A 24,783-nucleotide genomic window follows, 5' to 3' on the forward strand; every position below is an offset into this window, starting at 1 on the left:
GCTTACTAACCCCTCTCATGAATACATATTTATGTCCAAAGCGATAGCTCGCCTCAAACCGGATGCATGCGGCCGCTATTCCTTAAGCGACCCGATCAATACGCCCTTCACAAAATACTTCTGAACGAACGGGTACACCGCGATGATCGGAAGCGTGACGACCATCATCGTCGCGGAGACGAGCGACTTGCTCGTGATCGTGACCATGCTCTGAATTTTGGAGACGGCGCCCGAGTCCAGACCGGCTAGCTCCATGATGTTGGCATTCAGCAACCGTCTTAGCATCGTCTGCACCGGGAGCAAATCAGGGTTGGAGATATAGATGCTCGGCACGAACCAGTCGTTCCAATGCGCGATGGCGGTGAACAGACTGAGCGTGGCGATGACGGGACCGGAGAGCGGCAGCACGATTTTGAAATACACGCCCCAGTTCGTGCAGCCGTCGATTTGAGCCGACTCCTCGAGGCCCGCCGGAAGACTTTTGAAAAAAGTACGGAAGATGATCATGTTCCACACGCTGATGAGCGCGGGAATAATGAAGACAAGGAATTTATCCATCAGCCCAACCGAACGAATGAGCAGAAACGTCGGGATGAGCCCTCCGCCGAAGTACATCGTGAAGATGAAGAACACCATATAAAACTTGCGGCCCATTAAATAGGACTTCGTCATGCCGTACGCCAATAACGACGTGAACAGTGTAGCCGTTATCGTGCCGACGACCGTGCGGAGAATCGAGACGACGAAGCCGTTCAGCAGCTTGTCGTTTTCCATGACCGTTTTGTAGTTTTCCAGCGTGAATGCCCTCGGCCATACCGTCACTCCGCCTTTGGCTGTATCCAGTCCCACGTTCAACGACACGACCAGCGCGTTCCAGAACGGATACAACGTGGATACCGTCAGCAGGATGAGGAACAGATAGATCGCAACGAGCATGATTCGGTCGCTAGTTCCAATTCGTTTCAAGCTCAACGTTTGTCGCCTCCCGTATTCGATTGCGCATTACCATAAGCTGCTGCCCGCCCTGCGCGCCAAATAATTGGCCATCGTAAGCAGTCCGACGCTGATGACCGCCTTGAACAACCCGATGGCGACCGCAAACGAATATTTCTGATTTTGCAAGCCGATGCGGTACACATAGACGTCGATGACGTCCGAAACCGGCCTGAGCAGCGGATTCTCCGCCAGAATGAGAATGTCCTCGAAGCCGGCGTTCAGCAGATTTCCTACCGCCAGAATCATGAAGATCAGAATGACCGGCATGATCGTCGGAATCGTAATCAGGTAAATCTGCTTGAACTTGCTTGCGCCGTCGATGTCGGCCGCCTCGTACATATTCGGGTCGACGCCGGCGATGGCCGCCAAATAAACGATGGAGCTGAAGCCGATTTCCTTCCACACGTTCGTGGTGATGAGGATCGACCAGAAATACTCTTTCATCGATAAGAAGTTGATCGATTCGTCGATCGCCCCGATCCCCTTGAGCGCGATATTGACGCTGCCGTTGTCAGTTGACAGAAGCGACATGACCAGACCGCCTACGATGACCCAAGACATGAAGTGCGGCAAATACGTGACCGTCTGCACGAACCGTTTGAAGAACATATGCCGCACTTCGTTCAGCATCAGCGCGAGAATGATGGGCGCCGGGAAACCGATCGCGAACTTCAGCAGGCTGATGATGATCGTATTGCGCATGATCATCTCGAAGTTTGGCGCATTAAAAAACGACTCGAAATGCTTGAGCCCGACCCATGGATTCTCGAATATCCGATGCGCGGTGAAAATGTTGTAGTCCATAAACGCCGTCAGAATGCCGTACATCGGGATGTACGAAAAGACGAACACGAGCAGAATGCCCGGCCATACCATCAGCTGCACGTCCATTTGCTTCCACAGCCTGCGGAGCGCGCTCTTCCTCGGCGTTCTCGACGGCGGCTCGGCGAAAGGCTCGATTGTTGTTGCTTCCGACATGTTTTTCCTCCCACTTGCCTTTGATTTATCCTCATTTTATAGAAGCCAAGCCGCCGAAACGATATAACAGACCATCGATTTGTGATACTTCCGCATGAACTTCTCGGACAAAAAATGATACTTTTACGCGGGTGGAGCTCAATAAACAAAACCACCTATCAGGCCTTCCTCCGCACACCATCTCCACCGCCGCATAATGACCAGAATTGAAATAGCGGACATTGTACCCTTATTTTCAAGCTGACTCCCTCTTTCCCCGTAAATAGCGGCGATTTTACCCTTATTGCAGTCCATATTCCCCAATCTGCCATATGCCCTCCAAATTAACGGTATAATTGCCGCTATTCCCGACCAACCACCTTCATCCAAGAAAATAACTCCGAAAATGCCGCTATTCTCAGGAAGCATCGAAGCCGACTAACTAGTTGCTCCCCACCTTGTTGCTCCGCCTCGCTTCTTTTGCGATGTATAATTTCCTATACAAAAAAAGCCTGCCGCTTCCGCGACAAGCTTTAAATCCTATATGAGGCAGGCTGCTCCGGCGTCTACTCCGACGCGTGCTTCCCGACCAGCTCCCAGTCTCCCGCGGTGTAATTCCCCATGTGCCACAGGGATACGCCGCTTAAACCGTAATATTTGGCAAGCCATATCTTCTTCTCGATGCTTTGCGTATCCTCGTAATAGAGCAGATGGCTCCCGCGTTCATCCTTGAACTCCAGCTTCTTGAGCAAGTACGGCATGGACCAGGTCGCCGTTACGCCCGCTGACGCAAGTCTTTTCTCCACATCGGCAATGGCCGGACGAAAGACCGGACCCGTCGTGCCGTCCGGCGCCGTAATCCACTGATTCGCCTGCTTCGAAACGCCGAGCACCAGCTTCTCCTTCGGAATCGAACGAAGCGCGGTCTGCACCGCTTCGTTCACGAGCGGAAGCGGAGCCGACGGCAGACGGCTCTCGCCATGCGTGAAATCGTAAGCCATAAGCACGACCGAATCGGCCAGCTCCCCGATCTTCTTCAAATCATAGCCCTTGTAATATTCGATAGGAGGGACGGCGACCGACAAGGTGAATGCTCCTAATTCCTCCTTCAGAAGGGTCAGAAAACTGGCGTAATCCGCCGCGCTGCCCGCTTCCTTCAACCCTTCGAAATCGATGTGCACGCCATCGAAGGAGTATGTAGGGTCGTTCATGGCCGCAAGCAGCGACTCGATAAAGGACTCCTGCGCTTCCTGATCCTTCAAGAAATCCTTCAAATCCGCTCCCGCGTAAAACACCATTAGTTCCTTGGCGGCGCCGGCCTCGTTAGCGGCTTCAAGCGGTTCTGCATAGCCGTTTGGAATTTTGTACTCTGTCGTACTGACGTTCAGAGACGCCGAGCCGGCTCCATCGTACTGCAGGCTTGACCAGCCGTAAATGACGCGGGACAGCTTCTCGACATGATGAATGGCTGGATAAGAGCCAAGCGCGTAATAGCCGGTCATATCAACCAATTCTCCCGAGACGCGGTTGTCCAGCAGCCGGTAGATGACGGCCGCCGCCTGCTTCCGGTTAAGCGGCTCCGACGGCTTGAACCCGGCGGGATCCCCTTCCATGATGCCGTGCCGGGCCGCGTAATACACGTACGGCCGCAAGTCCGCGTCAATCGACTCGGCATCCTGGAAGCTGCGGTCGTCCCGTTCCTTCTCCCATTCGGAAGTCAGCCACCGTTCCCGGCTCTCTTCGTCCAGCATCTGCAGCTGCGACACCCCGATTAGCATTGCGACCTCTTGTCTTGTAATCGTCTTGGCGGGCATTAGCTTGCCATCCGAATCTAGCAAGCTGCCAAGCCACTCGTTCTCATAGGCGACTGATAGATAAGGCGCGGACCAGCGATCCTTCGCCACATCCGCCGGAAGCCTTCCCGTTCCCGCCTCGGTTTGCGAAGCCGCCACAAGCAGCTTCACGAACGCTTCGCGCGACAGGCTCCCCTCCGGCCGGTACGTCAAATCCTCATAGCCGTCAATGACGCCGAGCGCCGTCAACGTGTAGATTGCTTCTTGGGCGTAGTCGTTCGGGACGTCCTTAAACGGCTTCAGCTGCGCCTCGTAGGCGAACGCTTGTCCCGAGAACAACATCATAAGCGCCAGCGCGGCTGCCGCTATCCTTTTCCCTCTCATCCTCTATCTCTCCCTCCCAAACTTAGAAAGCTCGACGAGAGGATAGACGCTGAATTCGTAGAGTAGGTTGCATACCGCGCGCAAAACAAAAAGCAGCATCCGAGATGCTGCTTGCAAGACTTGCTATGGTTTCGGCATGTAGAAAGGGCCAGAAGCCCTGACAAACGAGAATGGAGAGACCTTGTTATGTTAGATTTGTAACTCCCCAAGCTTAATCAGCTCGACAACCGCTTGCGAACGACCTTTGACGTTCAACTTTTGCATCACATTCGAGATATGGTTGCGAACGGTTTTCTCGCTGATAAATAATTGTTGCGCAATATCTCTTGTCGTTTTGTCCTGCACCAACAGCTCGAATACCTCTCGTTCACGATGGGTCAATAAAAACTTGCTCTTATGGTCGCTTCCCTTCAATGTTTGTCACCCCTCCTTGCTCGGGATTTTATGGTGTAACAAGGGCAAGGGATACAGTCAAATTATCATATGAAGGGGGTGCGGCGAAGGTGCTGTCTATGAGCAAATTGGGCGCTTTAGAACCCGGTTTATTCCATCTCCGCGTGAACGATCAGGCGGTGCGTCGGATCGATGAGCGGATCGCAGGTGATGAGCGTCAGCCGGCGGTCCTTGTTATTGTAATTCAGTACCGATACGTCGGTCGGTTCGACAATCGAAATTTTATATACCTTATAGACGAACGTGTCATCCTTCGTTTCAACCGTGATCTTATCCCCGACTTCGACCTCGTCAAGCCGGTTGAACAGCCGGCCTTTGATTCGCATCCGGTGCGCGGCGATCGCGGCGTTGCCAACCTCGCCGATCTTCGTCGTTTCCTTCAGATGAACCGCGGCGACCTTCATGTTTTTCTCCGTGGCTCCTTCAAGTACCGGAAGCTTCAGGTCGATGCTCGGAATCTTGATCGTGGCGATTGCGTTCAGCTTCGGGGGAGCCTTCGCCGGAGCCGGCGCTGTCGCCGCGGACGGCTCGCCTTGCGCGCTCGCAGAAGGCGCAGCCTCCGCTGACGGAGCAGCCTCCGCCGACGGCTCGACAGCTTCCGCCCCCTCCGCGAACAACGACGTCAAGCCGTCGTATTGATCCAGCGCTTCCTGTTCCGCCTCTTCGTTCATTAGGCTTTCTTCCCAGGCGGCCAGAAGCTTCTCTTCTTGCCGGGTATCGTACCACTCGCTGGCCTTCGGATAACATATGATGATAATGCCGATAAGAATCAAGCCGTAAGCTGTCAGCTTCTTGATCGTTGTCCCCCCCGTTCTATCGCGGGCTTCACCGCGAATACCCATTTTTTGCTTCCGTAGAAATTCACGGCAACAATTAATGCGGTCACCACGGCTTTGGCCGGCAGCTCCCGCCACATCAGCCAATCCGTCGCGACCGCCAGCATCAGAATCGATAACGTCAGCATGGCGACGTTCCACGCCGCGAAGCGCAGCTTCCGTCGCCGCTCCTCCGTCCGGTTCACAAGGGACGGGTCGGTACGGAACGTGAACGCCCGGTTCATGAAATAGCTGTTCGTCATGCCGGCGCCGTAAGCCGCCAGCTGCGCGGCCGCATAATGCACGTTCAGGAACACGAGCAGCGCGAATACGGCCATGTCGATCAGCGTGTTTAGCACGCCGATGACGCCGAAGCTCATGATCTGCTTGACCGTTGCGGCGTCCAACCGTTTAAACATAATGTTTTTCCGGTTCGGCGTTCTTCCGTTCGAGGCCTTCGCCGTCAAGCCGGCTTTCTCCGTCCCCCGCATGTCCCGTCACCTCCCGGACAATATAGAGCGGACGGTTCTTCGATTCGTCGTAGATACGTCCAATATATTCGCCGATGACGCCGAGCAGAATGAGGATGATCCCGTTGAACAGCAGGTTGAGCGCGACGATGGTCGTCCAGCCTTCAACCGTCGATTGCGTGAACAGCCGTTGGAAGATGACGATAAGCAGGTAGACGAAGCCTCCGCACGATAACGCGAAGCCCAGGTAGCTCGCGATCTTCAGCGGCTTATAGGAGAAGCTCGTGATGCCGTCCAAGGCGAAGCTGATCATCTTCTTGAGCGGATATTTGGTCTCGCCCGCGAATCGTTCTTCGCGAACGTATTCCACGCTCGTCTGCCGGAAGCCGATCCAGCTGATCAACCCGCGCACGAACCGGTTTTTCTCCTTCAGCCCTCTCAGCACGTCGCACACCTTCCGGTCGATTAAGCGGAAGTCGCCCGTATCCAGCGGGATGTCCACGCTTGTCATGCTCTTCAATAATCGATAGAACGCAAGCGCGGTCAGCTTCTTGAACACCGTCTCTCCCTTGCGCTTCAATCTCCGGCCGTAGACGACTTCGTAGCCTTCCTTCCACTTCTCGATCATCTGAAGAATGACCTCGGGCGGATCCTGCAAGTCGGCGTCGATGACGATGATCGCATCTCCCCGCGCATAATCCATCCCCGCGGAAATCGCGATCTGATGGCCGAAATTGCGGGAAAAATCGATCAGCCTGACGTTCGGGTCCTCGCCGCCGATCTTCTTCATGATTTGTACCGTGCGGTCCTTGCTGCCGTCGTTCACGAAGACCAGCTCATAGGGCTTATCCGTCGTATCCATGACCGCCTTAAGCCTTCTATACGTATGCTCGATGACTTCCTCTTCGTTGTACATCGGGACAATTACGCTGTAATTGACGCGCTTTGCATTCATCGCAAGGCTCCTTTTTCATTAAAGTGCGTGTTCAAAATGTCCAGTTTTCAGCACCAAGAAGATCGGATGAAGCTAGGAACTGAGGAGCGGAGCGTAGTGAAAGCTACGTGAGCACCTGAAGCGTTTCCCTAGGAAACGCACTTCGAAAGCATACGCCTAGTTTCGGCTGAATTCGATATTCGATGTCGAGTAGACTCCCTGATACGCTTCGTGATCAAAAGTGGACTTTTTGAACAACCTCTTAAAATACCCAGCTGGGGAACCAGCGGAGCAGGACGTCCACGTACCACTTCGGCACCGTCAAGCCGGACAAGGCCGGATAGAACAGGACGAATAACGCTCCTGCCGCGACGGCGTATCCGATGCGCGCTTTCCGGAAGGACGGATTCCGTTCCTCGAGGACGCCCCAAATGTACACAATGCTCAAGATCATGAACGGAACCATCGCGAAATAATGGTACAGGAACGTCTCGCGAGGCACCAGCATCCAAGGAATGTATTGCGCCAGGAACGCGATCCAGACCATATACATCTTCTTCTCTCCGCGCTTCACGCTCAGCCAGATCGTAAGGAGCATCGCGAAGATGCCGAACCACCAGATGACCGGATTGCCCATCGTCACGATCGTCGACTTCAAGTCCGCGGCAAGCCCGTCGCCGGAATAATACCAGACCGGACGCTTCATGAACGGCCATTCCCACCAGGAGGACGAGAACGGATGCGAAGAGACGAGATTGCTGTGGTAATTGTACATGTTCACCTGGTAATCGACCAGCGCCTTCCACGTATAGCCGCCTTCCATGACCGACAGGATCGGAATATAGGAAAGCGCGTAGATGCCCGCGGGTATCGCGATATAGAACACGAGGCAGGCCGCAAGCGTCAGGATCGTATTCCTCGGGAAGATGGCTGCGATCCGTTTCAGCGCCGCGGTGTCGAAGGCTTCGGCATGCTCGCCATTCCCTGCCAGCTTCCGTTTCGCTGCCGCGTATTCCTTATAGCGGTCCCAGAGCGATATCGCCAGCATAACGGCTAGACCGGCCCCGCCGTACAAGACAATCCATTTCGAAGCGACGCCCAGCCCGAAGAATAAGCCCGCCAAGCCGAGCGGCAGCAGCGTGGCGGCGAGCTTCGTCTTGTAGAAGCTGAGCGCCGCGTATTTGTTCATGAAGTGGAACATCAGCATAATGAAGAACACGCCGTATACGTCGATGGTCGAAATGCGGGTCTGGGCAAAATGCATGAAGTCGGCGGCCAGAAGCCCCGCCGCGAGCGCGGCATAGGACGTGCGGCCGAACAGCCTTCTAGCGGTCATGTAAATGATCGGAATCATCGCGATGCCGAACGCCGTGCCCGCGATGCGCCACCCGAACGGACCGAGGCCGAACAGCTTGATGCCGGCCGCGATAATGATTTTGCCGAGCGGCGGATGCGTATTCTCGTAAGCCACAATGCCTTCGATATTCTCGTAGGCGGTGCGCGCGTGATAAATTTCGTCGAAATAGCTGCCTTTCATGAAGCTGTGCTCGTATTCGGCGAGTCCCTGTTCGTCGAATAGCTGGGCTACCGAGCCGCGCTTCGCTTCCTTCGCCTCGTCGTCGTTCACGGCCGCTACGGCCAGAGGCTCTTGGCCGCCCGCCGTATAGAAGGCCATCTCGTGAATCGAGAAGCCCAGCTGGGACGCCGTAAGCTTCACGTAGCGCGTTTCGAAAGCCGCCGGATGAACCGTCCACGCGAATACCGCGACGTGGCTGCTGTCGACCTCCAGCTTATTGCCCCATTGGTCCGGCTCGGTTGCGAATTCCAGCGTATATTTCCCCGTGCCTACGCCGCCGAAGGTTGTGATGCGGTCCAAGGCTACCTTGCCGCCAAGATCGACATAGAAGCTTTGTCCGGTCCGGGCGGGCTGCCATACCGTCTCGGGAGCTTTCACCGAGCCGAGATTGACCAAAGCGACGATCGTATACACCGCCGTCAAGCCGCCCATCCACCACCAATCCTTGCGCTTCATCCTATTCTTGCCAGAAACGCGCCCTTCTATCGAAGCCTGCCGCTTGAATCCGGCTAGCAGCTTATCGTCCGCCGCCCGCCGGTCTTCCTCGGTTACGGGCACCAGCGCTTGCACCCGTCCTTTGGCGTACAGGTCATACCCAACATAAAGCATGTAAGCCAGCATGCTCAAATTCGCGATCGAGCAGAGCAGCACGATGCCGTCGTTCGGCACGTTCGTCGTATGCGCGCTGTACGCCAGCACGTAGCTCATGTTCACGAAGTTCGTGATCGAGAAGCCGAAGAACAGCCGCAGCATCCGGCGGTCCTTCGACTGCAGGTACGCAAGCAAGCTGAGAAGCAGGAACGGGAACATATACCGCTCGTGCATCTTGGTGACCAGCAGGAATACGACGGCTATGAGCACCATCGCGATGAAGAAAGAGCGATCCCCGCCGTCCCCTTTCCTTCCGGCCAGCGCGTAGAAAACCGCAAGCGCGACAGCCGCGAGGATAAACAAGTTGCCGAGCAGCCCGTATTCCACGAACAACCACGTATCCGTAATCGGCTTCCAATTGGCGCCGTTCAAGGAGTACAGGTTAAACGCGTTCAATGTCGCGTAGGGATAAGAGGACAGCGTGCCTTTGTACAGCTCGTACAGCCCTTTAAGCCCGCTTCCGCTCCAGAAGAACGGCAGCGCCAGCAGAATGAACGTGCCGAAGCCGTAATACGCGCTGACGGCCACGTCCCGCCACTTCCTGCCGACCAGGAGCGCAAGCAGAAGAACGGGCATAAAGATGAACGCCTGCGGCTTAATGAGAGCCGCGATCGCGTACCAGACAGACGCTCGGCCGTATTTGCGCTCCGCGATGCCGCAAATCGCCAATGCCAGAACGAGCGCAAACACCGAATCGACCTGACCCCATGCCGCGGAATCGAGGATGACGGCCGGATTGAACAGCCATACCAGCGCAAGTCCGAGAGCTGTCTTGCTTCCGGCTTTCATCCGAGTGGCCGCCCTGTACAGCAGCGCGGCCGCCGCGAGATCCGCCGCGATCGCGGGCAGCTTATACAGCAGCAGCTCGGCCGACGAGCCGGGGGCAATGCCGAGCCAGCTCTTGATATGCCCCAGCGCGAACAGCACGTAAATGTACCCCGGCGGGTAATCGACGAACATATCGGTATGGTAGAAGCCGGCTATGCCTTCCTGCACGGCTTGATTGGACCAATGGATGAACAAGGCGACGTCATTGGCGTATCCGCCATGCCCGGCCGCGATGTACAACCGAATCGCCAGAGCAACGGCGAAGCCTGACGCCAGTAATACCAGCATACGGCTGCCGCGCGGGCCAAGACGCTCCTCGCTTCTGAGCAGCCTTCGGTGAACGATCGCGAACAACGCGGCGAACAAAGACGCGTACAGCAGCGTGCTTAGAATCGATATCTTCTCAGGCGGCTGCTCCGCCGTCCCGCCCTGCGCGTTCGTCGGATCAAGCGCGAGCACCTCCGCCCCTTCCGGCGCCGCAGACACTTCCTCCACCGTCAAGGAATCGAACCAGGCTTGTCCCGAGTTAAGGCTGCCGTAGCCGCCCAAGCTGATGCCGAACAACAATTCCTTCTGCTTGCCGCCCGTCTTCCCGTAAAACTCCAAATACGCCCACTCGCCATGAGTGTCGCGGAAGTCCGGGTAATAGACCGCGGTGCCGTCCACATACAGATGCGCGCCCGTCGCATCCGCCCGAACGCCCTCCGTCTTCACGTAACCCGAGAAGCGGTAGCTGGTGTCCGGCTTCACCTTCACCGTCTGAACCAGCCGGGCATGATTATCGCTTATGCTATGTATAAAAGCCGACTGCTCTCCGGCATACGCCCCTTCGCGGGTAACGCCGTAGTCCGTTACGCCTTCATCCTTCACCCATGCCTCGATCCGCCAGCCGCTCGGCATGCTGCCGTCCGACTGCTCGAAGTCCGCGTTCGCAAGCAGGTTGTCCGCCGCGTACCCCGTCGTCCCCGGCAGCATCAGGAGCAGGAGGGCCAGCATGATCGCGGCCATGCGGGAGTAGCCTTTGCTCATCGTCATCACGATTCCTTTCCGTTCTCGTTAACTACCAAATTATATCAAACTCATACTCACTTTATCGAATGCGCCATTGGCGGTCAATGCCGGCGCGGAAAACTTTTCTTCAACCTATAGACGCGGGCGCCATCTATTATGTTCGCAGAAAATGAGAAGCGCCAAAAAAACGGCCTGCCGAGGGCGCTGTCGCCGCCCCAAGCAGACCTTGTCTTCACGTCGCGCGTTCGCCCGCTCTTCCGCCTCCCGTCAATCTCGCCTTGACGGCGTCGACGAATTGTCTCGCTCTCGCTTCGTTCGTATGCGCTCTGTGCACGAGCTCGTACCCCGCGTCCGTCAATTGCTCCCTCTCCTCCGCCGCCTCCGCGTAATAGAGCGCTTGGGTTCCGACGTTCGTCCGGTTGCAGGCGACGTAATGCACGCCGTCCTCGAAGCCCAGCTCCTCGATATCGCGATTCGGCTCGGCCAGCATTAGGGCGCGGCAGCCCGGAATTTCGAGAAACTTGGCGACCGGAATGCGAAGCACGCTCCCGCACGTGAACGAGATCATCGACCGGTTGATCGCCCGGGCATATTCCTCCTTTACGAATAATCCGGGCCGATCCGGCGTCCGGTGGCCGGGATGCTTGAAATGGACGAACCCTTCCGCGCCCTTCATGCGGCTCGCCACGGCGTGCCGGAACGGATACTTCGGATCCATCAGCCCCATCAGGGAATAGCGGATATCCTTCGGCAGCCCGTAATCCTTGATCAGGCTTTCGTTGATGCCGAACGGCAGCCATTCGAAGCGCGAGGCGCAATCCGGGAACGCCTCCAGAAACGGGTATTTGCTGGCGGAGAAAATGATATCCGGCTTCCCGCTCCGGTCAAAATATTCTCTTCGCGCCGCCGGGTCGAAGTGGACGTCGAGCACGTAGCAGCCCTTCAGGATGTCCGCGCGGTCCAGATTTCGGATATTCGGAGCGAAAGCGTTGCGCCATTCGAAATCGTAATGGAAGATCATGTCCGGCCGGAAGTCGAGCCGGGCCATAATATCGAAGATGTCCCCGTCCTTCGTCCAATACCGGACGTCGGCAACCCTCCCGATCGCCTCCAGCATATCGAATTTATGCTGATGCTTCGGCATGGCTTCGGCAAACCGTTTGGCGAGCATTAATATTTTTAAAGGTTTCTCTGTCCCCACGTCATGGAGCCTCCCATTTCCGTTACTGGTTCTCCAGCCATTGCTCGGGCGGGACATCGCGCAGCTTCCGGGCGGGATTGCCAGCAACGATCGTTCGGGCGGGCACATCCTTCGTGACGACGCTCCCGGCCGCGGCAACGCCGTCCTCGTGTATCGTCCTTCCCGGTAAAATCGTGGCGTTCGCGCCCACTCGGCCGCCCTTCTTAATCGTGACGCCTTTGAACCGGCCGAAGCGCGCGTCCGAACGCGCCAAGTAATTGTCGTTCGTCGTCGTGACGCACGGCGCCACGAATACGTGGTCCTCCAGCTCGGAGAACGCGCAAATGTAGCTGTTCGTTTCCAGCTTGCAGAAGGCGCCGATCACGCAATCGTTTTCGATCGCGGCGCCGCGCCCGATAATCGTCTTCTCGCCGATCGTTACCCTCTCGCGCACGGTCGCCAAGTCGGCGACGAACGCCTTCTCGCGGAGCTCCGCTCCCCGGTATATGACCGCTCCCGTGCCGATCGTGCAGCCGTCGCCGATCCGGGCCGGGGCCAGCCGCGCTCCCGCGTTCGTCGTGGCGGAATTGGCGGCCTTCATCGGCAGCTTGCCGATCACGGCATGATCGTGTATGACAGCGTAGCTGCCGATCGACGTGCCTTCAAGAATGACGACATGATGGCCGATAACCGCTCCTTCGCCGATCGTTACGCCTGCGCCGATGACGGTGTGCAGCCCTATCCTCGCTTCGTTGCCCATACTCTCACCCTCTCGCATATCGCTTGAGCTTATCCGCGATATAATCCTGCTGCTCCCGCGTCAGATGCGGCGACATCGGCAGCGCGAAGGAGCGCTCGCACACCTGCTCCGTTACCGGGAGATCGCCCCGCTTCATCCCAAGCGAGCTCATCGCCTGCTGCAGATGCAGCGGACAAGGATAATAATGGCCGGTCGAGATGCCGTGCCGCTTCAGCTGAACGGCCAGCCGGTCGCGGTCTTTGGTCAGCGTGACGTACAGATGGTACACGTGACGATAGTCGGCCGGCGCCGCCGGAAGTGCCAGCGGGAGCCCGCTCAGCAGCGAGCCGTAGCGGACGGCAGCCTCGCGCCGCCTGTCGTTCCATTCGCGAAGCTTGGTCAGCTTGACGCGAAGAGCCGCGGCTTGCAGAGGGTCGAGCCTGCTGTTATAGCCGACTTCCTCGTGGAAATATTTTCTGCGGCTGCCATGGTGGCAGAGCAGGCGGATCCGGTCCGCGAGCCCTTCGTTGTTCGTAACGACAATGCCGCCGTCTCCGTAACCGCCCAAGTTTTTGGTCGGGAAGAAAGAGATGCAGCCGATGTCTCCGAGCGCGCCGACCGGGCGTCCTTTGTATTCCGCCCCTATCGCTTGGCAGGCATCCTCGATGATCAGAAGCCCGTGGCGTTCCGCAATGCTTTGCAGAGCGTCCATATCGGCCGGCAATCCGAAGATATGGACGGGCAGCAGCGCTTTGGTTCGCGGCGTCACCTTCGCCTCCACGTCTACCGGATTCAGATTGAAGGTGACGGGATCGATATCGGCGAACACCGGGACAGCCCCGACGCGGACGATCGCTTCGGCCGTGGCGAAGAACGTGAACGCCGTCGTGATCACTTCGTCGCCCTCACCGATACCCGCCGCCTCGAGAGCCAGCGTCAGCGCATCGGTTCCGTTCGCGACGGAAATCGCGAACCTGGCTCCCGTCTGCGCCGCAATCTCTTTCTCGAGCGCCTCGACCTCGGGACCGCCGATATAGACGCCGCTATCTAATACGCGCCGCATCGCGCCGTCGATTTCCGTCTTCAGCTCGCGATACTGCGCATGCAAATCAATTAAAGGTATATTCATAGCATTCACTCCATCCATGCCATCTTGCTCATTTCGAAATGCCCGAGAGGAAGCTCCACTGCCTTGCCGCTTGAGATCGAGCGATAGATCGCCAGCACGATTTCCAGCGCGGACAGCGAATCGGCTGCCGTAACCAGCGGAATGGCTCCCGAGCGGATCGCGCCCGCCAAATCCCGGTAAAGCGGCGCATGAGAGATTCCTTCTATCCGCGGAGGGGGCCATGCGCCGTCTGCCCCATCCTCGAATTGCCATAGCTTCAGCTCGTTCAGCATGGCGCCTTCCATCGCCGCGGAGCCTTTCTCTCCGAACAAGGCAATGGAAGTGCCCAGCGAGCTGGGATACGCCAGCGTTGTCGCTTCGATCAAGCCGATCGCGCCGCTCTGGAACCGGAGCACGACGGCCCCTGTATTTTCGACGCCGATCTCCTGTCCGACGACCGCAGCTTGCGCATACACCGAGCGCACGGGCCCCAGCATCCACTGAAGCAAGTCGATGTAATGAATGCATTGATTCATGAAGAGCCCGCCGCCCTTCTCCCAGCTCTCCCGCCACGGGCTTTCCTTGTAATAAGGCAGCCCCCTGCTCCAGCGCATCGTCACCACGCCATGTCCGATCGAGCCGAACCGCCCTTGCTCCACCGCTTCCTTCATCGCCCTCATCTGCGGCATGTACCGGGCCTGGAACGAGACGGCAAGCACTAATCCCCGCCTCTCAGCCTCCTCCGCGGCGTCCCTGGCTTCCTTCATGGATAAAGCCAGCGGCTTCTCCACCAGCACATGCTTGCCCGCGCGAAGCGCCTTCATCGCCAGCTCCGCATGCGAGTCGCTGCTAGTCGCGATCACGATTAGCTCCGCGTCCGATTGGTTTAGCAGAGCGTCTATGGAGCCATACGTCTGAACCTCAGGAAACCGCGGCTTGCAGCGGTCCGCAAAGCGCTCCAGCCTCTCTTCGTCCAAGTCGAACAAAGCGGCGAGCACCGCTTCGCCTCCCAGCTCGGCCAGCGCGTTCACGTGTTTTTCGGCGATTTTGCCGCATCCAATAATGGCGGCGCGCACTGCTTCCATTAGGGGCCTCCTTTCAAATCTATCGAACGATTCCGTCTTCTTACTATATGAATAGGACTCGGGATTGCTATGGACGAATCTATCGGCCCGGGCAAAATAGGTTGGCTACCTAGTCTCTTGCAACATGCCATTACCCAGCGGCAAGAATACCTTACTAGATAGAGAGATGTTGTTATACGACAGAGGAGGGATTCCATTGAAAATCGCAACGGTCGTCGGCGCGCGCCCCCAATTCGTGAAAGCCGCGCCGCTCAGCAAAGCGATCAGGCAAACGCATCGCGAGCTGCTGATTCATACGGGACAGCATTACGATCCTTCGTTATCGGACGTTTTCTTCCAAGAGCTTGGTCTTCCCGCCCCGGACGTCCATCTCGGAGTCGGCTCCGGCCCGCACGGGAAACAGACGGCCCGAATGCTCGAAGGGATCGAGGAGACGCTTATACGCGAAACCCCGGACCTGCTGCTCGTCTACGGCGATACCAATTCCACCTTGGCCGGCAGTCTCGCGGCCGCCAAGCTGCATATTCCGATCGTTCACGTCGAGGCGGGCCTCCGCAGCTTCAACAGGCGGATGCCCGAAGAGACGAACCGCGTGCTGACGGACCATATGTCGTCCCTGCTCTTCTGTCCCACCGACGAAGCCGTCGCCAACTTGGAGAGAGAAGGCATTCGCGAGCATGTCCACATGGTCGGGGACATCATGTATGACGCCGTTCTCGCTTTTCTTCCAATCGCGCGAGAGAAATCCGATATACTAACCCGGCTTGGGCTGTCGCCCCGGCAGTATGCCGTCGCAACCGTGCACCGGAACGAGAATACCGACTCGCCGGATCGCATGCGGAGCATTCTCTCCGCTCTATCCCAGCTGGATAGACCCGTCGTTCTTCCGCTGCACCCCCGGGCGCGCCATTATTTGAACAAATGGGGCCTCGAGCCGATGCTCGAAGCGCCCAACTTGAAGGTGCTGGAGCCTCTGCCTTATTTGGATATGCTGAGCTTAACCTCCGGCGCTCACGCGGTGCTGACGGATTCCGGCGGGCTGCAAAAAGAAGCCTACATGCTCCGGGTGCCGTGCCTGACCATTCGAAACGAGACGGAGTGGGTCGAGACGGTCGCCCATCGCTGGAACCGGCTCGCCGCCGCGGATGCAAGCTCGATCCTGGAGGCGTACGGCGGCATATTCGTGCCCGAGCAGCATCCCCCTATCTTCGGCGACGGGCGTTCGGCCGAGCGGATGTGCCGCCTTATGGAGCGGTTTGCTCTCCAATAGCCAGGACGGCAGAAAAAAGGCCTGTCATGTCCATCATGACAGGCTTTGTTATGTTATCCTTGGCGCTCCAGCTCTTGATACATGGCCGCAAGCCGCTGCTCCATCTTCTCCCAGCAGTACACGTCACTCATCGCGGCTCTGGCGTTGCGCCCCATAGCCGCTAGGAGCTCGCGGTCGTTATACAGCTTGGCGAGCTGCTGCGCGAAATCCGCCGCAGAAGCGTTCTTCGATCCGACAACGAGTCCGCATTCATGCTCACGAATGACGTGCGACATCGCGGCCGACTCGTTAACGACGACGGGAACGCCGCTGCCGAGCAGGCTGAAAAATTTGTTCGGCAGCGCGTACAGCCTGTTTTTCGAGCTTAAGTCAAAATAAATATAACCGACGTCGACCTGGTTCCACTGATCGCCGAGCTTGTCATAGTCGACCCACGCGTAGTCGATCCGCGGATCGGATCGGAGCCGCTTCTCGATTTTGGCCTTTTCCGCAGGCGCGGGGTGATGAACTTGACCGGCGATTTTGAACCGCGCATGCAGGCCGGCTTGCGTTAAGCTGTCGAGCAAGGCGATGATGCGCCCCGGATCGCCTTTCTCCTTCGTCAGCATCCCTTCATAGCCGATAATCATGGGCCGTTCCTCGGAGAAACCGTCCGGCTGCCGCGGCTCCCCGCTAAGCTGAAGCAGCCTCGGAGAATTATAGATGACGGTAATCGGAATCCCCGGATAACGCTTCGCATAGATGGCCGCGATGCTGTCCGACACCGTGATGAGCCAGTCCGTGTCCTTCATTAGTTCCCTGAGCAGCGGCGTGTCGTTCTCCAGCTCGTGAGCGTCGAATACGACCCTCGCGTTCCTTCCCTGATTGCGCAAGAAGCGCTTCGCTTGAACCGCCTCGTACAGCGTCTCCGGCTCATGGGCATGATAGACGTCGGCCTGGGCATCCCGCGCCTTCGCCAGCAACCCGTCCAGCTGATAGCCTTCCGTGCCGTTCTGCAGACTGCGCAGCATCGCCTTCTCCACATTCGTTTTATGATAAATAGAGGCGATCCGCTTCGCCTCGTAGGGAATGACCGTCACCCCGTCTTCTCCGAAAGACGGAGAAGCAGAGCGCGTATCCCTGATCGGCGCCTTATTAATATTCAGCAAGGCCCCATTGTATTTGGGCGCCAGCAAGCATACGTCATGCCCGAGCGCCGCCAAGCTTTTGGCCTCCTTCTGGAACACTCTGACGTCAAGGAAAGAGTGTCTTCGAATCAGCTTGCATATTCTCAACGCCATTCGCCTCCGATCACTGGAAGAGCCTTATATCCCGTCCAGCCGGTACTGGCTGTAAAGCTCCTCATGTCCTTTCATCCATGCGGCCATCTGACGCAGCATCTCGGGATAACCGGGAACGGCATACGTCATATCGCTTCTCGTATTCAGCAAGCTCTTGTCATGGTGAAACTTATCGTTCGGCTGAATATCGACTTCATGCCCGTTCCGGAACACGTCCTTCAGCATCAGAAGCAGCTCATGCTTCGATACTTTGCCGTTCGCTGCGAGATGCACGATTCCGTCAAGCGGACTCTGCAGCATCTGCTCAACGAACGCCGCGAGCTCGAGCGTCGTCACTCCGTTCCAGAATACGCGCGAATAACCGCTAATGCTCCCCTCCTGCGCCATGAACCAATGAAACAAGCCAACGCCGTCCCGCTTCAATTCCGGCCCGATAATGGACGTGCGGATCGTCAAATGGCCGGGCCGCTTCACTTCGCCCAAGCTTTTGGTTTTCGCGTATGCGGACGTACCGTCCGGCTTTCTGGATTCGTCGTAAGGACCCCCGAGGCCGGAAAATACGCAATCCGTGCTTATATGGATAAGCCGGTATCCCAGCTTATCCCCCCATTTGGCCAATCGATGCGGAAGCAAGCTATTAATCATAATCGCTTCCTTCTGTCGCTCCTTGGCCGCTTCGTTCAGTATGCCGGCCGCATTGACGACCGCATCCGGCTTCAGAAGACGCAAAGCGTCCTCCAGCTCGGCGTGTCCGCGAAGATCGAGCTGCAGCTGCCCCTCTCCTCCATTCCGGCTGACGGCCGTCACGTCATGGCCCTTCTCCGTCAAATATCGGACGAGCAAATGCCCCGCCATTCCCGCCGAGCCTAATACGACAATCCGACTCACTTTCCGCCCCCCCTTACATAAAATCTCCGAGTATTTCCTGCACCTTGCCCGCTTCGATCAGATCCGATTTTCTGCCCACCGTAAATTTGTTCATCACGTTCGTCTGATGAACGACGACCACGAAGTTGCGGCCGGCCATCAACTCATGCTTGTAGCGAATCGCGTCGTGATGGGTTTTGAGCGGATAACGGTATCCGGACAAAAACTTTTCGGTGTCGTAGATAAACGTATAAAAGGATGGCGACGCATACGATACGTTCGCGAGCCGGTTCGTGTTGGAATCGTACAAATAACCGCGCTGGGAGATCAACACCTGCGTCGCGGGCTTCGGGACGTGCGCGTACAACCGTTCGACGTAGTCTTTTTTGAACATGTTGTCGGAATCAATGCGCGCGACGTAAGCCTTGGAATATCCCTGCACCGCTGCATCCATCCGTTCCTTGCGCTTCGAGAACGGAACGAATTCGATATGAGCCGGAAGCGGCTCGTGGCGCGCCAGCGACGCGGCGATTAGGGGCTCCGTTTCGTCCAAATAATAGATGAACGCCTTGAAATCGCTCCTCGACTGCCCGCTCAAGCTTTTGGCCGTGAAACGCATCGTAATGTCCATCCGGTAATCAATCCATGATGGCTTATAAATATTGTCGCTGTACTTGACCGTGTTGAATTGGATCTCGATAATCACGATCCGATCGTTCATGTCCGTCCCCCGCTTTCTTGAGACGAATTCGACCGCGTCCCCGTTCCGAGCCTCATAATACGGCCTCTTCCTTCGATATGCCGGGTCACGTTCCGGGTGTCGTAGATGAACGCCGCATGCTCCGCCAGCATCGTAAGAGGCATTCCTTTATGGGGAGTCGCTATGATGACCGCATCCATGCTCTCTACCAGCTTCGGCGTCAGCTCGACGCTGGTCAGCGGGCCGTCCCCCAGCTTGACTTGCGGAATGTACGGATCATGATAGAATACATTCGCCCCTTCCAGCTGCATGAGCTTCATAAGATCGATCGAGGCGGATTCGCGGGCGTCGGCGATGTTAGGCTTATAGGCCGCCCCGTAGATCAAAATATTCGACCCCGACAACGGCTTCGGCGCCATCGCTTTCCTCAGCTGCTGGACAATATACAGCGGCATCTTGTGGTTAACGGCATTCGACATGCTGATGAATTCGGACGTCATGCCATGCTGCTTCGCCTTCCATAGCAGATACGACGGGTCGACGGGAATGCAATGCCCCCCGATGCCCGGTCCCGGATAGAAGGGCATAAATCCGAACGGCTTCGTCCCTGCCGCGTCGATCACTTCCCATACGTCCAAATTCAGCTGATCGCTAAGCATCGCCATTTCGTTTATGAAGGATATGTTGATGAGCCGGTAAGAATTTTCCAAAATTTTGGCCATCTCCGCGGCGTCCGTGCTGGATACGGGATGGAGGCTTGGGAATACTTGACCATAAAGCTGGAGAATGCGGTCGAGGCAGCCCTCCGTTATTCCGCTCACGATCTTCGGGATCCTCTCGAGCGGGAAGCGTTCATTGCCCGGATCGACGCGCTCGGGAGAATAAGCCAGGTGGAAATGCTCTCCGGCCTTAAGCCCCGTCTTCTCGAGAAGAGGGAGCAGCACCTCCCGCGTCGTCCCGGGATACGTCGAGCTCTCCAGCACCACAAGCTGGCCTTTCTTGAGACGGTGGCCGACCTGGGAGGCCGCGATCGTCAAGAAGCTGAGGTCAGGCGTTCCATATGCCGTGAGCGGTGTCGGGACGCAGATAATAATCGCTTCCGCCGCTTGAATGGCGCTGTGCCGATTCGTCGGCAGGAAGCGATCGGTCATCATCGCCTCCTGTATTTGACGGTTCGAAATTTCGTGAATATAGCTGATTCCTTTGTGAAGCTTCTCGACCTTGTCTGCGTCGGGGTCGATGCCAAGCACGCGGAATCCTCTGTCCACGAACAGCAGCGCTAGCGGTAGACCAACATAACCAAGGCCCAGGATGGCAACCGTCTTCTGTTCCGTGCCGCCCTGGGCATGCAAATCTTCCATTTCGTTTCTTTCAACCATCTTGTAGCATCTCGCCTTCTTTCCAGCCTGTTTCAAATAGCTAGAATTACAATATGACGGGATGATAGAAAAGGAATGGACGAATCAGCCTTCGAATGCGCAAAAAGGCTGACCGCCTATTCCGGCGATCAGCCTTGACTTCAGGGACTATGGCTAGTCCAGCAAACGGTGCTTGCGGTTTACGCTGGTCGATTTCAGGATTCCGTCGCCCGTAGAGTCGGGCGCGCCAACCGGGAACACCCGCTCCGCCATCGCGTTAAATTCCATAATATAGTTTTGAACGGGATAGCCGAGCATGTTGTCGTTCATATACATATTCATACGCCCGACGAATTCGGGATTCGCCGATATATAAATATTGGCGATCTGAGGATGGAGCTCCTTGACCGCTTCGGCGATCTGCGATTTCATATCCGCCGTTAGAAGCTCTTCACCCGTGGACATGCTGCTGATCCGTCTTCCGTCCTCGGCGCCGTTCTTGCCGAACAAGCCCAGATGCGTCCGGCTCATCGCCTTCGTCTCGCCTTGCGGAGCATGGTCGTGGAGCGATACGGCTACATAAGCTTTTTTGTCGGCCAGCATGACGTATGACGCTTTGACCGAGGTAATCTCCTTGATTCGGTCGGCTATTTCCTCGCTCATTTCCAATCGATAATTGCGATGAGAACCAATAACGTTATTATTATTTTGCTGGCTGCCGCGTACCCGGTTTTGCTCGTTTTTCCCGTCATCCGCGAACCGCTTGTCCCGGATCACGCCGAAAGAATTATACTCCGCATTGTTCGTCCGGATGTTTTTGTTGCCTATATCCCCCTGATATTCGCTGCAGCCGCTGAGCAGCGTGCCGATCAGTACGCCGGCGGACAGCGCCGCTAACTTCTTACGCATAGGCATGCCATACCTCCTCGTATCGTAGCATCCAAGCCGAAGGCGGCGAATGTCGCGAACGGATGGTCGCTTCGCCGCTCATTCTTTATTCAGCTTGATCAACCTTAGCGTTCGCCAATCGCATGCTTGCTATTCGCGGGAACGCCTTTCTAGGAGCTGGTAACGCCATAATGCTGCAAAAAGTTAAGGAACGGGACCTATTTGGGCCGCAATTCGGTCTAACGCTTCTTGAACGGTCGAAGGAGGCGGAGCTGCCCAGTCCGCGGGATTAGCAGGGGTATACGCCAACCCGAACGCGTCGTCCACCCTGACCAAGGTCGTATTGGTACCAACTAGCACCACTCGCGAACGTATGGGAATGGAATCAACCGTAGCCCTGACTCGCGTAATCACGTTATTTGCGCCGTTCACGATGAGCTGCCCGGAATTCGGGAATGGATTGAAGATGTTTTCCGTTATGGCAAAGCTGGTTAAATTCAGCGGATCGATCGGAATATGCCCGGATTGAACGTTTATGATAACATTGCCGTTTATTCCTCCGCCCACCAAGTTAACCTGCGTATCCGTCGTAGCTTGCGAATTAATAATAATATTGCCGCTGGAGACGAACGAAGCGAACATGACCATATTAATGCCATTCTGTGTATAGCCGGAGGCCAATTGCGAGTCGCGAATATTCACTTGATTAACGGAGGTCGTTAGCGCGGTGAAGACCGGGGCAGGCGTCATATTGACGCTAACGAAAAACAATTTTCCGCTAAAGCTGCTGGCCGTCACGAAATTAAAGTCAAGGGGCGCGGACAGCAATGTAAGATCGACGAATCCGGAGCGATTATCGTTCACGAATCCCGGCTCCGCCCAGGAAGGATCATTAATATCGAATGGAATAGCCAACCGGGTTAATAGCGTGCTTGTTCCTATAAGCTGGACGTTCGCTTTCAGATGAATAAGCGGTTCGGTGTACGTGCCAGGTCCAATGGATATGGCATACCGCTTAGCCGGCGTAGCGTCCACGATGGAAGCCATTGCCGCAGTGACGGTTAGAAAAGGTTGGCATTCGCTCCCATCCGCCGTCGCGTCGTTGCCCGCTTTGTTGACATAAACGATTTGAGTGAATATGGGCAGCGGCTCAACGCAGCCAGGTCCCGTTGGACCTGTAGGTCCCGTTGCGCCGGCGGCGCCTGTCGCTCCTTGCGGGCCGGCAGCGCCTGTCGCTCCTTGCGGGCCGGCAGCGCCTGTCGCTCCTTGCGGGCCGGGCGGCCCGGTGACGCCGGCAGGTCCCGGGGGGCCGGGAGGTCCTTCGCCCTTTTTAACGATAATTTTGTTTCGAATCACGATGCACAGCTTTTTAATTTTGAGTTCTTTGATGAAACACTTGTTTTTATCTTTAATAAATAAGCTTTTCATTCCTTCACCTCCTCATACATCGTATGAAGGAATGATAATAAACGAATGGACAAGTGGATCGTATTTATGGTTTATTTTTGCGTCGTAACGCGGTCTAACCTTTACCCCTTAATTAATCTTGACATTTCCCACAGCAATCCCTATCATTAGTATCAGGTATTAGTACCAGATACTAAATAAGTCGAGGTGAAGCAAATATGACAGCGCTGCAATCGAATTCACGCATTACCGCAATCGGCTCTTACGTTCCTGAACGCAGGATAACGAATGCCGATATGGAGAAGCTAGTAGACACGAATGACGAATGGATCGTGCAGAGGACCGGCATTCGGGAACGCCGGGCGCTCTCGGAGCACGAGCACGCGTTCGACTTGATCGCGGGCGCCGTCTCGAATATGGCGGAGCGTTACGATGTCAATCTGAAGGACGTCGACTATGTCATCGTAGCCACCTCCACGCCGGATACCGTATTCCCAAGCATGGCTACCCGTCTCCAAGCAAGATTCGGAATCGAACGCTGCGGCGCCATTGATCTGCAAGCGGCATGCGCCGGCTTTACCGCAGCGCTTCAGCTGGGGAATAGCCTCCTGTTGTCCGGAGTCTACCGAAAAATATTGATCGTAGGCGCCGACGCGCTGACGAAGGTTACCGATTATTCGGATCGTACGACCTGCATCTTGTTCGGCGACGGGGCGGGGGCCGTTCTGCTCGAAGTCCATGCGGGAGGCGAAGGCAGCATGCTCGCGGCGTATTCGGATACAAACGGCGGCGGCGGTCATCATGTTTATTTGAGCAACCAAGCGAAATCCATCGACGAACACGACATTCTGGATCACGGGAAAATCGTGCAGAACGGCCGGGAGGTTTACCGTTGGGCGGTAAGCCAAGTATCGGAAGGCATTCGGCAGCTTCTAGCGGTCGCGGGTCTCGGGACGGACGACGTCGACTGGTTCGTTCCCCATAACGCCAACCAGCGCATTATCGAGGCTCTCTGCGAACGTACCGGCTTTCGGCCCGAGCAAGCGTTATCCAGCATCGCGCATTACGGCAACACGTCGGCGGCATCCATCCCGCTGGCGCTTGACGATGCCGTTCGCGAAGGACGGGTGAAGAACGGTGACACGCTTCTGCTCCACGGCTTCGGCGGCGGGCTGACGCAAGCAGGCGTCATTATTCGTTGGACGATCGAAACGTAACAGAAGAGGATGCTGTTTCGCGCATGACCGCGCGAAATCAGCATCCTCTTTTTTCTACGACTTCATATAAGAAATAATTTGCGACCCTATACCGAAATCGACCCCGATTTTGCCGATTCGAGCGGCCACCTGGTGAGCCAGCACGACCGCGTTCACGCCGCAGGAAGCAAGCATGATGTCGTATTCGTCCTTCCGGGATTCCAGCACCTCCAGCGTGCTTTCCATCATCTCGTTCCGCTCGAACGGGAGCGTGAACGGAATATTCAGATTAAAAGGCGGCCGAATCAGCCTCTGCTTCGTTCCGCCCGCCCATCTCGAGACGAGCACGACCCTCGCCCCTTGTTCGGCCAGCATCTGCCAGAACGGCTGGTAGTGGATCAACTCCCGGTTCACAATCGCGTTGCACACCGCCTTCGGCTCCAGACCGAAATGCTGGAAAATGCGGTTTGTGAGCACCCGCTTGTGATTCGGATGCGCCCGGATCACTTTGTCGTTCTGCGCCAGAATCCCTACGATATCCGCCTCGCGGATTGCCGTCACGATCTGGTCGCGAAGCGCGATATTCGGAAGCCGGACGCCTTTCCTGCCTTTGTTCGCTTCTTGCACCCACAGCTGCTGAAGCGTATGCTCCATCGTATACACCGAATCCTGCGACAACACGAAGTTCTCTCCGTCTCCGATGCGGACGAGGCAGTAAGGCTTCTTCTCCTTCAGCGCCTCTCCGAGGCGCGATATAATCTCATCCTTGTCTAGCAGGCTCTCGTTCGGAATATGTGCAATCATGTCCAACCCTCCAAGGTCGTATGGTCTCATCTT

The 24,783-nt window shown here is 56.5% G+C and carries 21 protein-coding genes; 2 read left to right on the forward strand and 19 right to left on the reverse strand.

All coding sequences use genetic code 11. The annotated features are described in order from the left end of the window. Window positions 1–75 precede the first annotated feature (75 nt). The 12 genes from NQZ67_RS10585 to NQZ67_RS10640 form a co-directional block, all read right to left on the reverse strand. The gene (locus NQZ67_RS10585) at window positions 76–966 is read right to left on the reverse strand and encodes a carbohydrate ABC transporter permease (protein WP_257445474.1); all 891 of its coding nucleotides are present in this window, start codon (window positions 964–966) and stop codon (window positions 76–78) included. Window positions 967–1,002: 36 nt separating this feature from the next. After that, window positions 1,003–1,974, reverse strand: a complete 972-nt coding sequence (locus tag NQZ67_RS10590; protein WP_257445277.1) for an ABC transporter permease — start codon at window positions 1,972–1,974, stop codon at window positions 1,003–1,005. Between the two features lie 545 nt (window positions 1,975–2,519). After that, window positions 2,520–4,130, reverse strand: coding sequence for a glycosyl hydrolase family 18 protein (locus NQZ67_RS10595; RefSeq protein WP_257445279.1), 1,611 nt, complete (start codon window positions 4,128–4,130; stop codon window positions 2,520–2,522). 189 nt (window positions 4,131–4,319) lie between these two features. Beyond that, window positions 4,320–4,544: a helix-turn-helix domain-containing protein gene (locus NQZ67_RS10600; RefSeq protein WP_006040330.1), complete on the reverse strand. Its 225-nt coding sequence runs from the start codon at window positions 4,542–4,544 to the stop codon at window positions 4,320–4,322. A 128-nt stretch (window positions 4,545–4,672) separates the two neighbouring features. Continuing rightward, window positions 4,673–5,425: a class D sortase gene (locus NQZ67_RS10605; protein ID WP_257445286.1), complete on the reverse strand. Its 753-nt coding sequence runs from the start codon at window positions 5,423–5,425 to the stop codon at window positions 4,673–4,675. Continuing rightward, window positions 5,368–5,889, reverse strand: coding sequence for a GtrA family protein (locus tag NQZ67_RS10610; RefSeq protein ID WP_257445288.1), 522 nt, complete (start codon window positions 5,887–5,889; stop codon window positions 5,368–5,370). The genes NQZ67_RS10605 and NQZ67_RS10610 overlap by 58 nt, the downstream gene beginning before the upstream one ends. Continuing rightward, window positions 5,810–6,823, reverse strand: coding sequence for a glycosyltransferase family 2 protein (locus NQZ67_RS10615; protein WP_257445290.1), 1,014 nt, complete (start codon window positions 6,821–6,823; stop codon window positions 5,810–5,812). The genes NQZ67_RS10610 and NQZ67_RS10615 overlap by 80 nt, the downstream gene beginning before the upstream one ends. Before the next feature lie 241 nt (window positions 6,824–7,064). Further along, window positions 7,065–10,892, reverse strand: a complete 3,828-nt coding sequence (locus NQZ67_RS10620; RefSeq protein ID WP_257445292.1) for a glycosyltransferase family 39 protein — start codon at window positions 10,890–10,892, stop codon at window positions 7,065–7,067. 208 nt (window positions 10,893–11,100) lie between these two features. Further along, entirely contained in the window at window positions 11,101–12,069 is a 969-nt protein-coding gene (locus NQZ67_RS10625) for a glycosyltransferase family protein (protein ID WP_257445293.1), read from the reverse strand. A gap of 22 nt (window positions 12,070–12,091) precedes the next feature. Then, window positions 12,092–12,808, reverse strand: a complete 717-nt coding sequence (locus NQZ67_RS10630; protein WP_257445295.1) for an acyltransferase — start codon at window positions 12,806–12,808, stop codon at window positions 12,092–12,094. 4 nt (window positions 12,809–12,812) lie between these two features. Beyond that, window positions 12,813–13,916 carry a DegT/DnrJ/EryC1/StrS family aminotransferase gene (locus NQZ67_RS10635; protein WP_257445297.1) on the reverse strand — a complete coding sequence of 368 codons (1,104 nt, stop codon included), beginning with the start codon at window positions 13,914–13,916 and terminating at the stop codon, window positions 12,813–12,815. A gap of 5 nt (window positions 13,917–13,921) precedes the next feature. Next, complete coding sequence (locus NQZ67_RS10640; RefSeq protein WP_257445298.1) at window positions 13,922–14,980, reverse strand: Gfo/Idh/MocA family protein; 1,059 nt, start codon at window positions 14,978–14,980, stop codon at window positions 13,922–13,924. Window positions 14,981–15,176: 196 nt separating this feature from the next. Between NQZ67_RS10640 and wecB the strand changes: the two genes are divergently transcribed. After that, on the forward strand, window positions 15,177–16,250 hold the full coding sequence (wecB, locus tag NQZ67_RS10645; RefSeq protein ID WP_257445299.1) for a non-hydrolyzing UDP-N-acetylglucosamine 2-epimerase: 1,074 nt from the start codon (window positions 15,177–15,179) through the stop codon (window positions 16,248–16,250). Between the two features lie 53 nt (window positions 16,251–16,303). Here the strand turns inward: wecB and NQZ67_RS10650 are convergent, their stop codons facing one another. From NQZ67_RS10650 to NQZ67_RS10675, 6 genes are all read right to left on the reverse strand, one after another. After that, complete coding sequence (locus tag NQZ67_RS10650; protein ID WP_257445301.1) at window positions 16,304–17,524, reverse strand: glycosyltransferase; 1,221 nt, start codon at window positions 17,522–17,524, stop codon at window positions 16,304–16,306. A 30-nt stretch (window positions 17,525–17,554) separates the two neighbouring features. Continuing rightward, on the reverse strand, window positions 17,555–18,418 hold the full coding sequence (locus NQZ67_RS10655; RefSeq protein WP_257445302.1) for a dTDP-4-dehydrorhamnose reductase family protein: 864 nt from the start codon (window positions 18,416–18,418) through the stop codon (window positions 17,555–17,557). A gap of 13 nt (window positions 18,419–18,431) precedes the next feature. Next, on the reverse strand, window positions 18,432–19,118 hold the full coding sequence (locus NQZ67_RS10660; RefSeq protein WP_257445304.1) for a putative rhamnosyl transferase: 687 nt from the start codon (window positions 19,116–19,118) through the stop codon (window positions 18,432–18,434). Further along, the gene (locus NQZ67_RS10665; protein WP_257445305.1) at window positions 19,115–20,476 is read right to left on the reverse strand and encodes a nucleotide sugar dehydrogenase; all 1,362 of its coding nucleotides are present in this window, start codon (window positions 20,474–20,476) and stop codon (window positions 19,115–19,117) included. The genes NQZ67_RS10660 and NQZ67_RS10665 overlap by 4 nt, the downstream gene beginning before the upstream one ends. Window positions 20,477–20,629: 153 nt before the next feature. Beyond that, window positions 20,630–21,364, reverse strand: coding sequence for a YhcN/YlaJ family sporulation lipoprotein (locus NQZ67_RS10670; RefSeq protein ID WP_257445308.1), 735 nt, complete (start codon window positions 21,362–21,364; stop codon window positions 20,630–20,632). Between the two features lie 183 nt (window positions 21,365–21,547). Continuing rightward, window positions 21,548–22,771: an exosporium leader peptide gene (locus tag NQZ67_RS10675; protein ID WP_257445310.1), complete on the reverse strand. Its 1,224-nt coding sequence runs from the start codon at window positions 22,769–22,771 to the stop codon at window positions 21,548–21,550. Window positions 22,772–22,968: 197 nt separating this feature from the next. On the opposite strand from NQZ67_RS10675, the gene NQZ67_RS10680 reads away from it, so the two are divergent. Beyond that, window positions 22,969–23,967 (forward strand): ketoacyl-ACP synthase III, encoded by a 999-nt coding sequence (locus tag NQZ67_RS10680; protein ID WP_257445311.1) that lies wholly within the window; start codon window positions 22,969–22,971, stop codon window positions 23,965–23,967. Window positions 23,968–24,021: 54 nt separating this feature from the next. On the opposite strand, the gene NQZ67_RS10685 is transcribed toward NQZ67_RS10680, so the two are convergent. Next, window positions 24,022–24,750, reverse strand: a complete 729-nt coding sequence (locus NQZ67_RS10685; protein WP_257445313.1) for a GT-D fold domain-containing glycosyltransferase — start codon at window positions 24,748–24,750, stop codon at window positions 24,022–24,024. Window positions 24,751–24,783 lie beyond the last annotated feature (33 nt).

This window comes from Paenibacillus soyae (assembly GCF_024623455.1).
In the GTDB taxonomy this organism is placed as follows: domain Bacteria; phylum Bacillota; class Bacilli; order Paenibacillales; family Paenibacillaceae; genus Pristimantibacillus; species Pristimantibacillus soyae.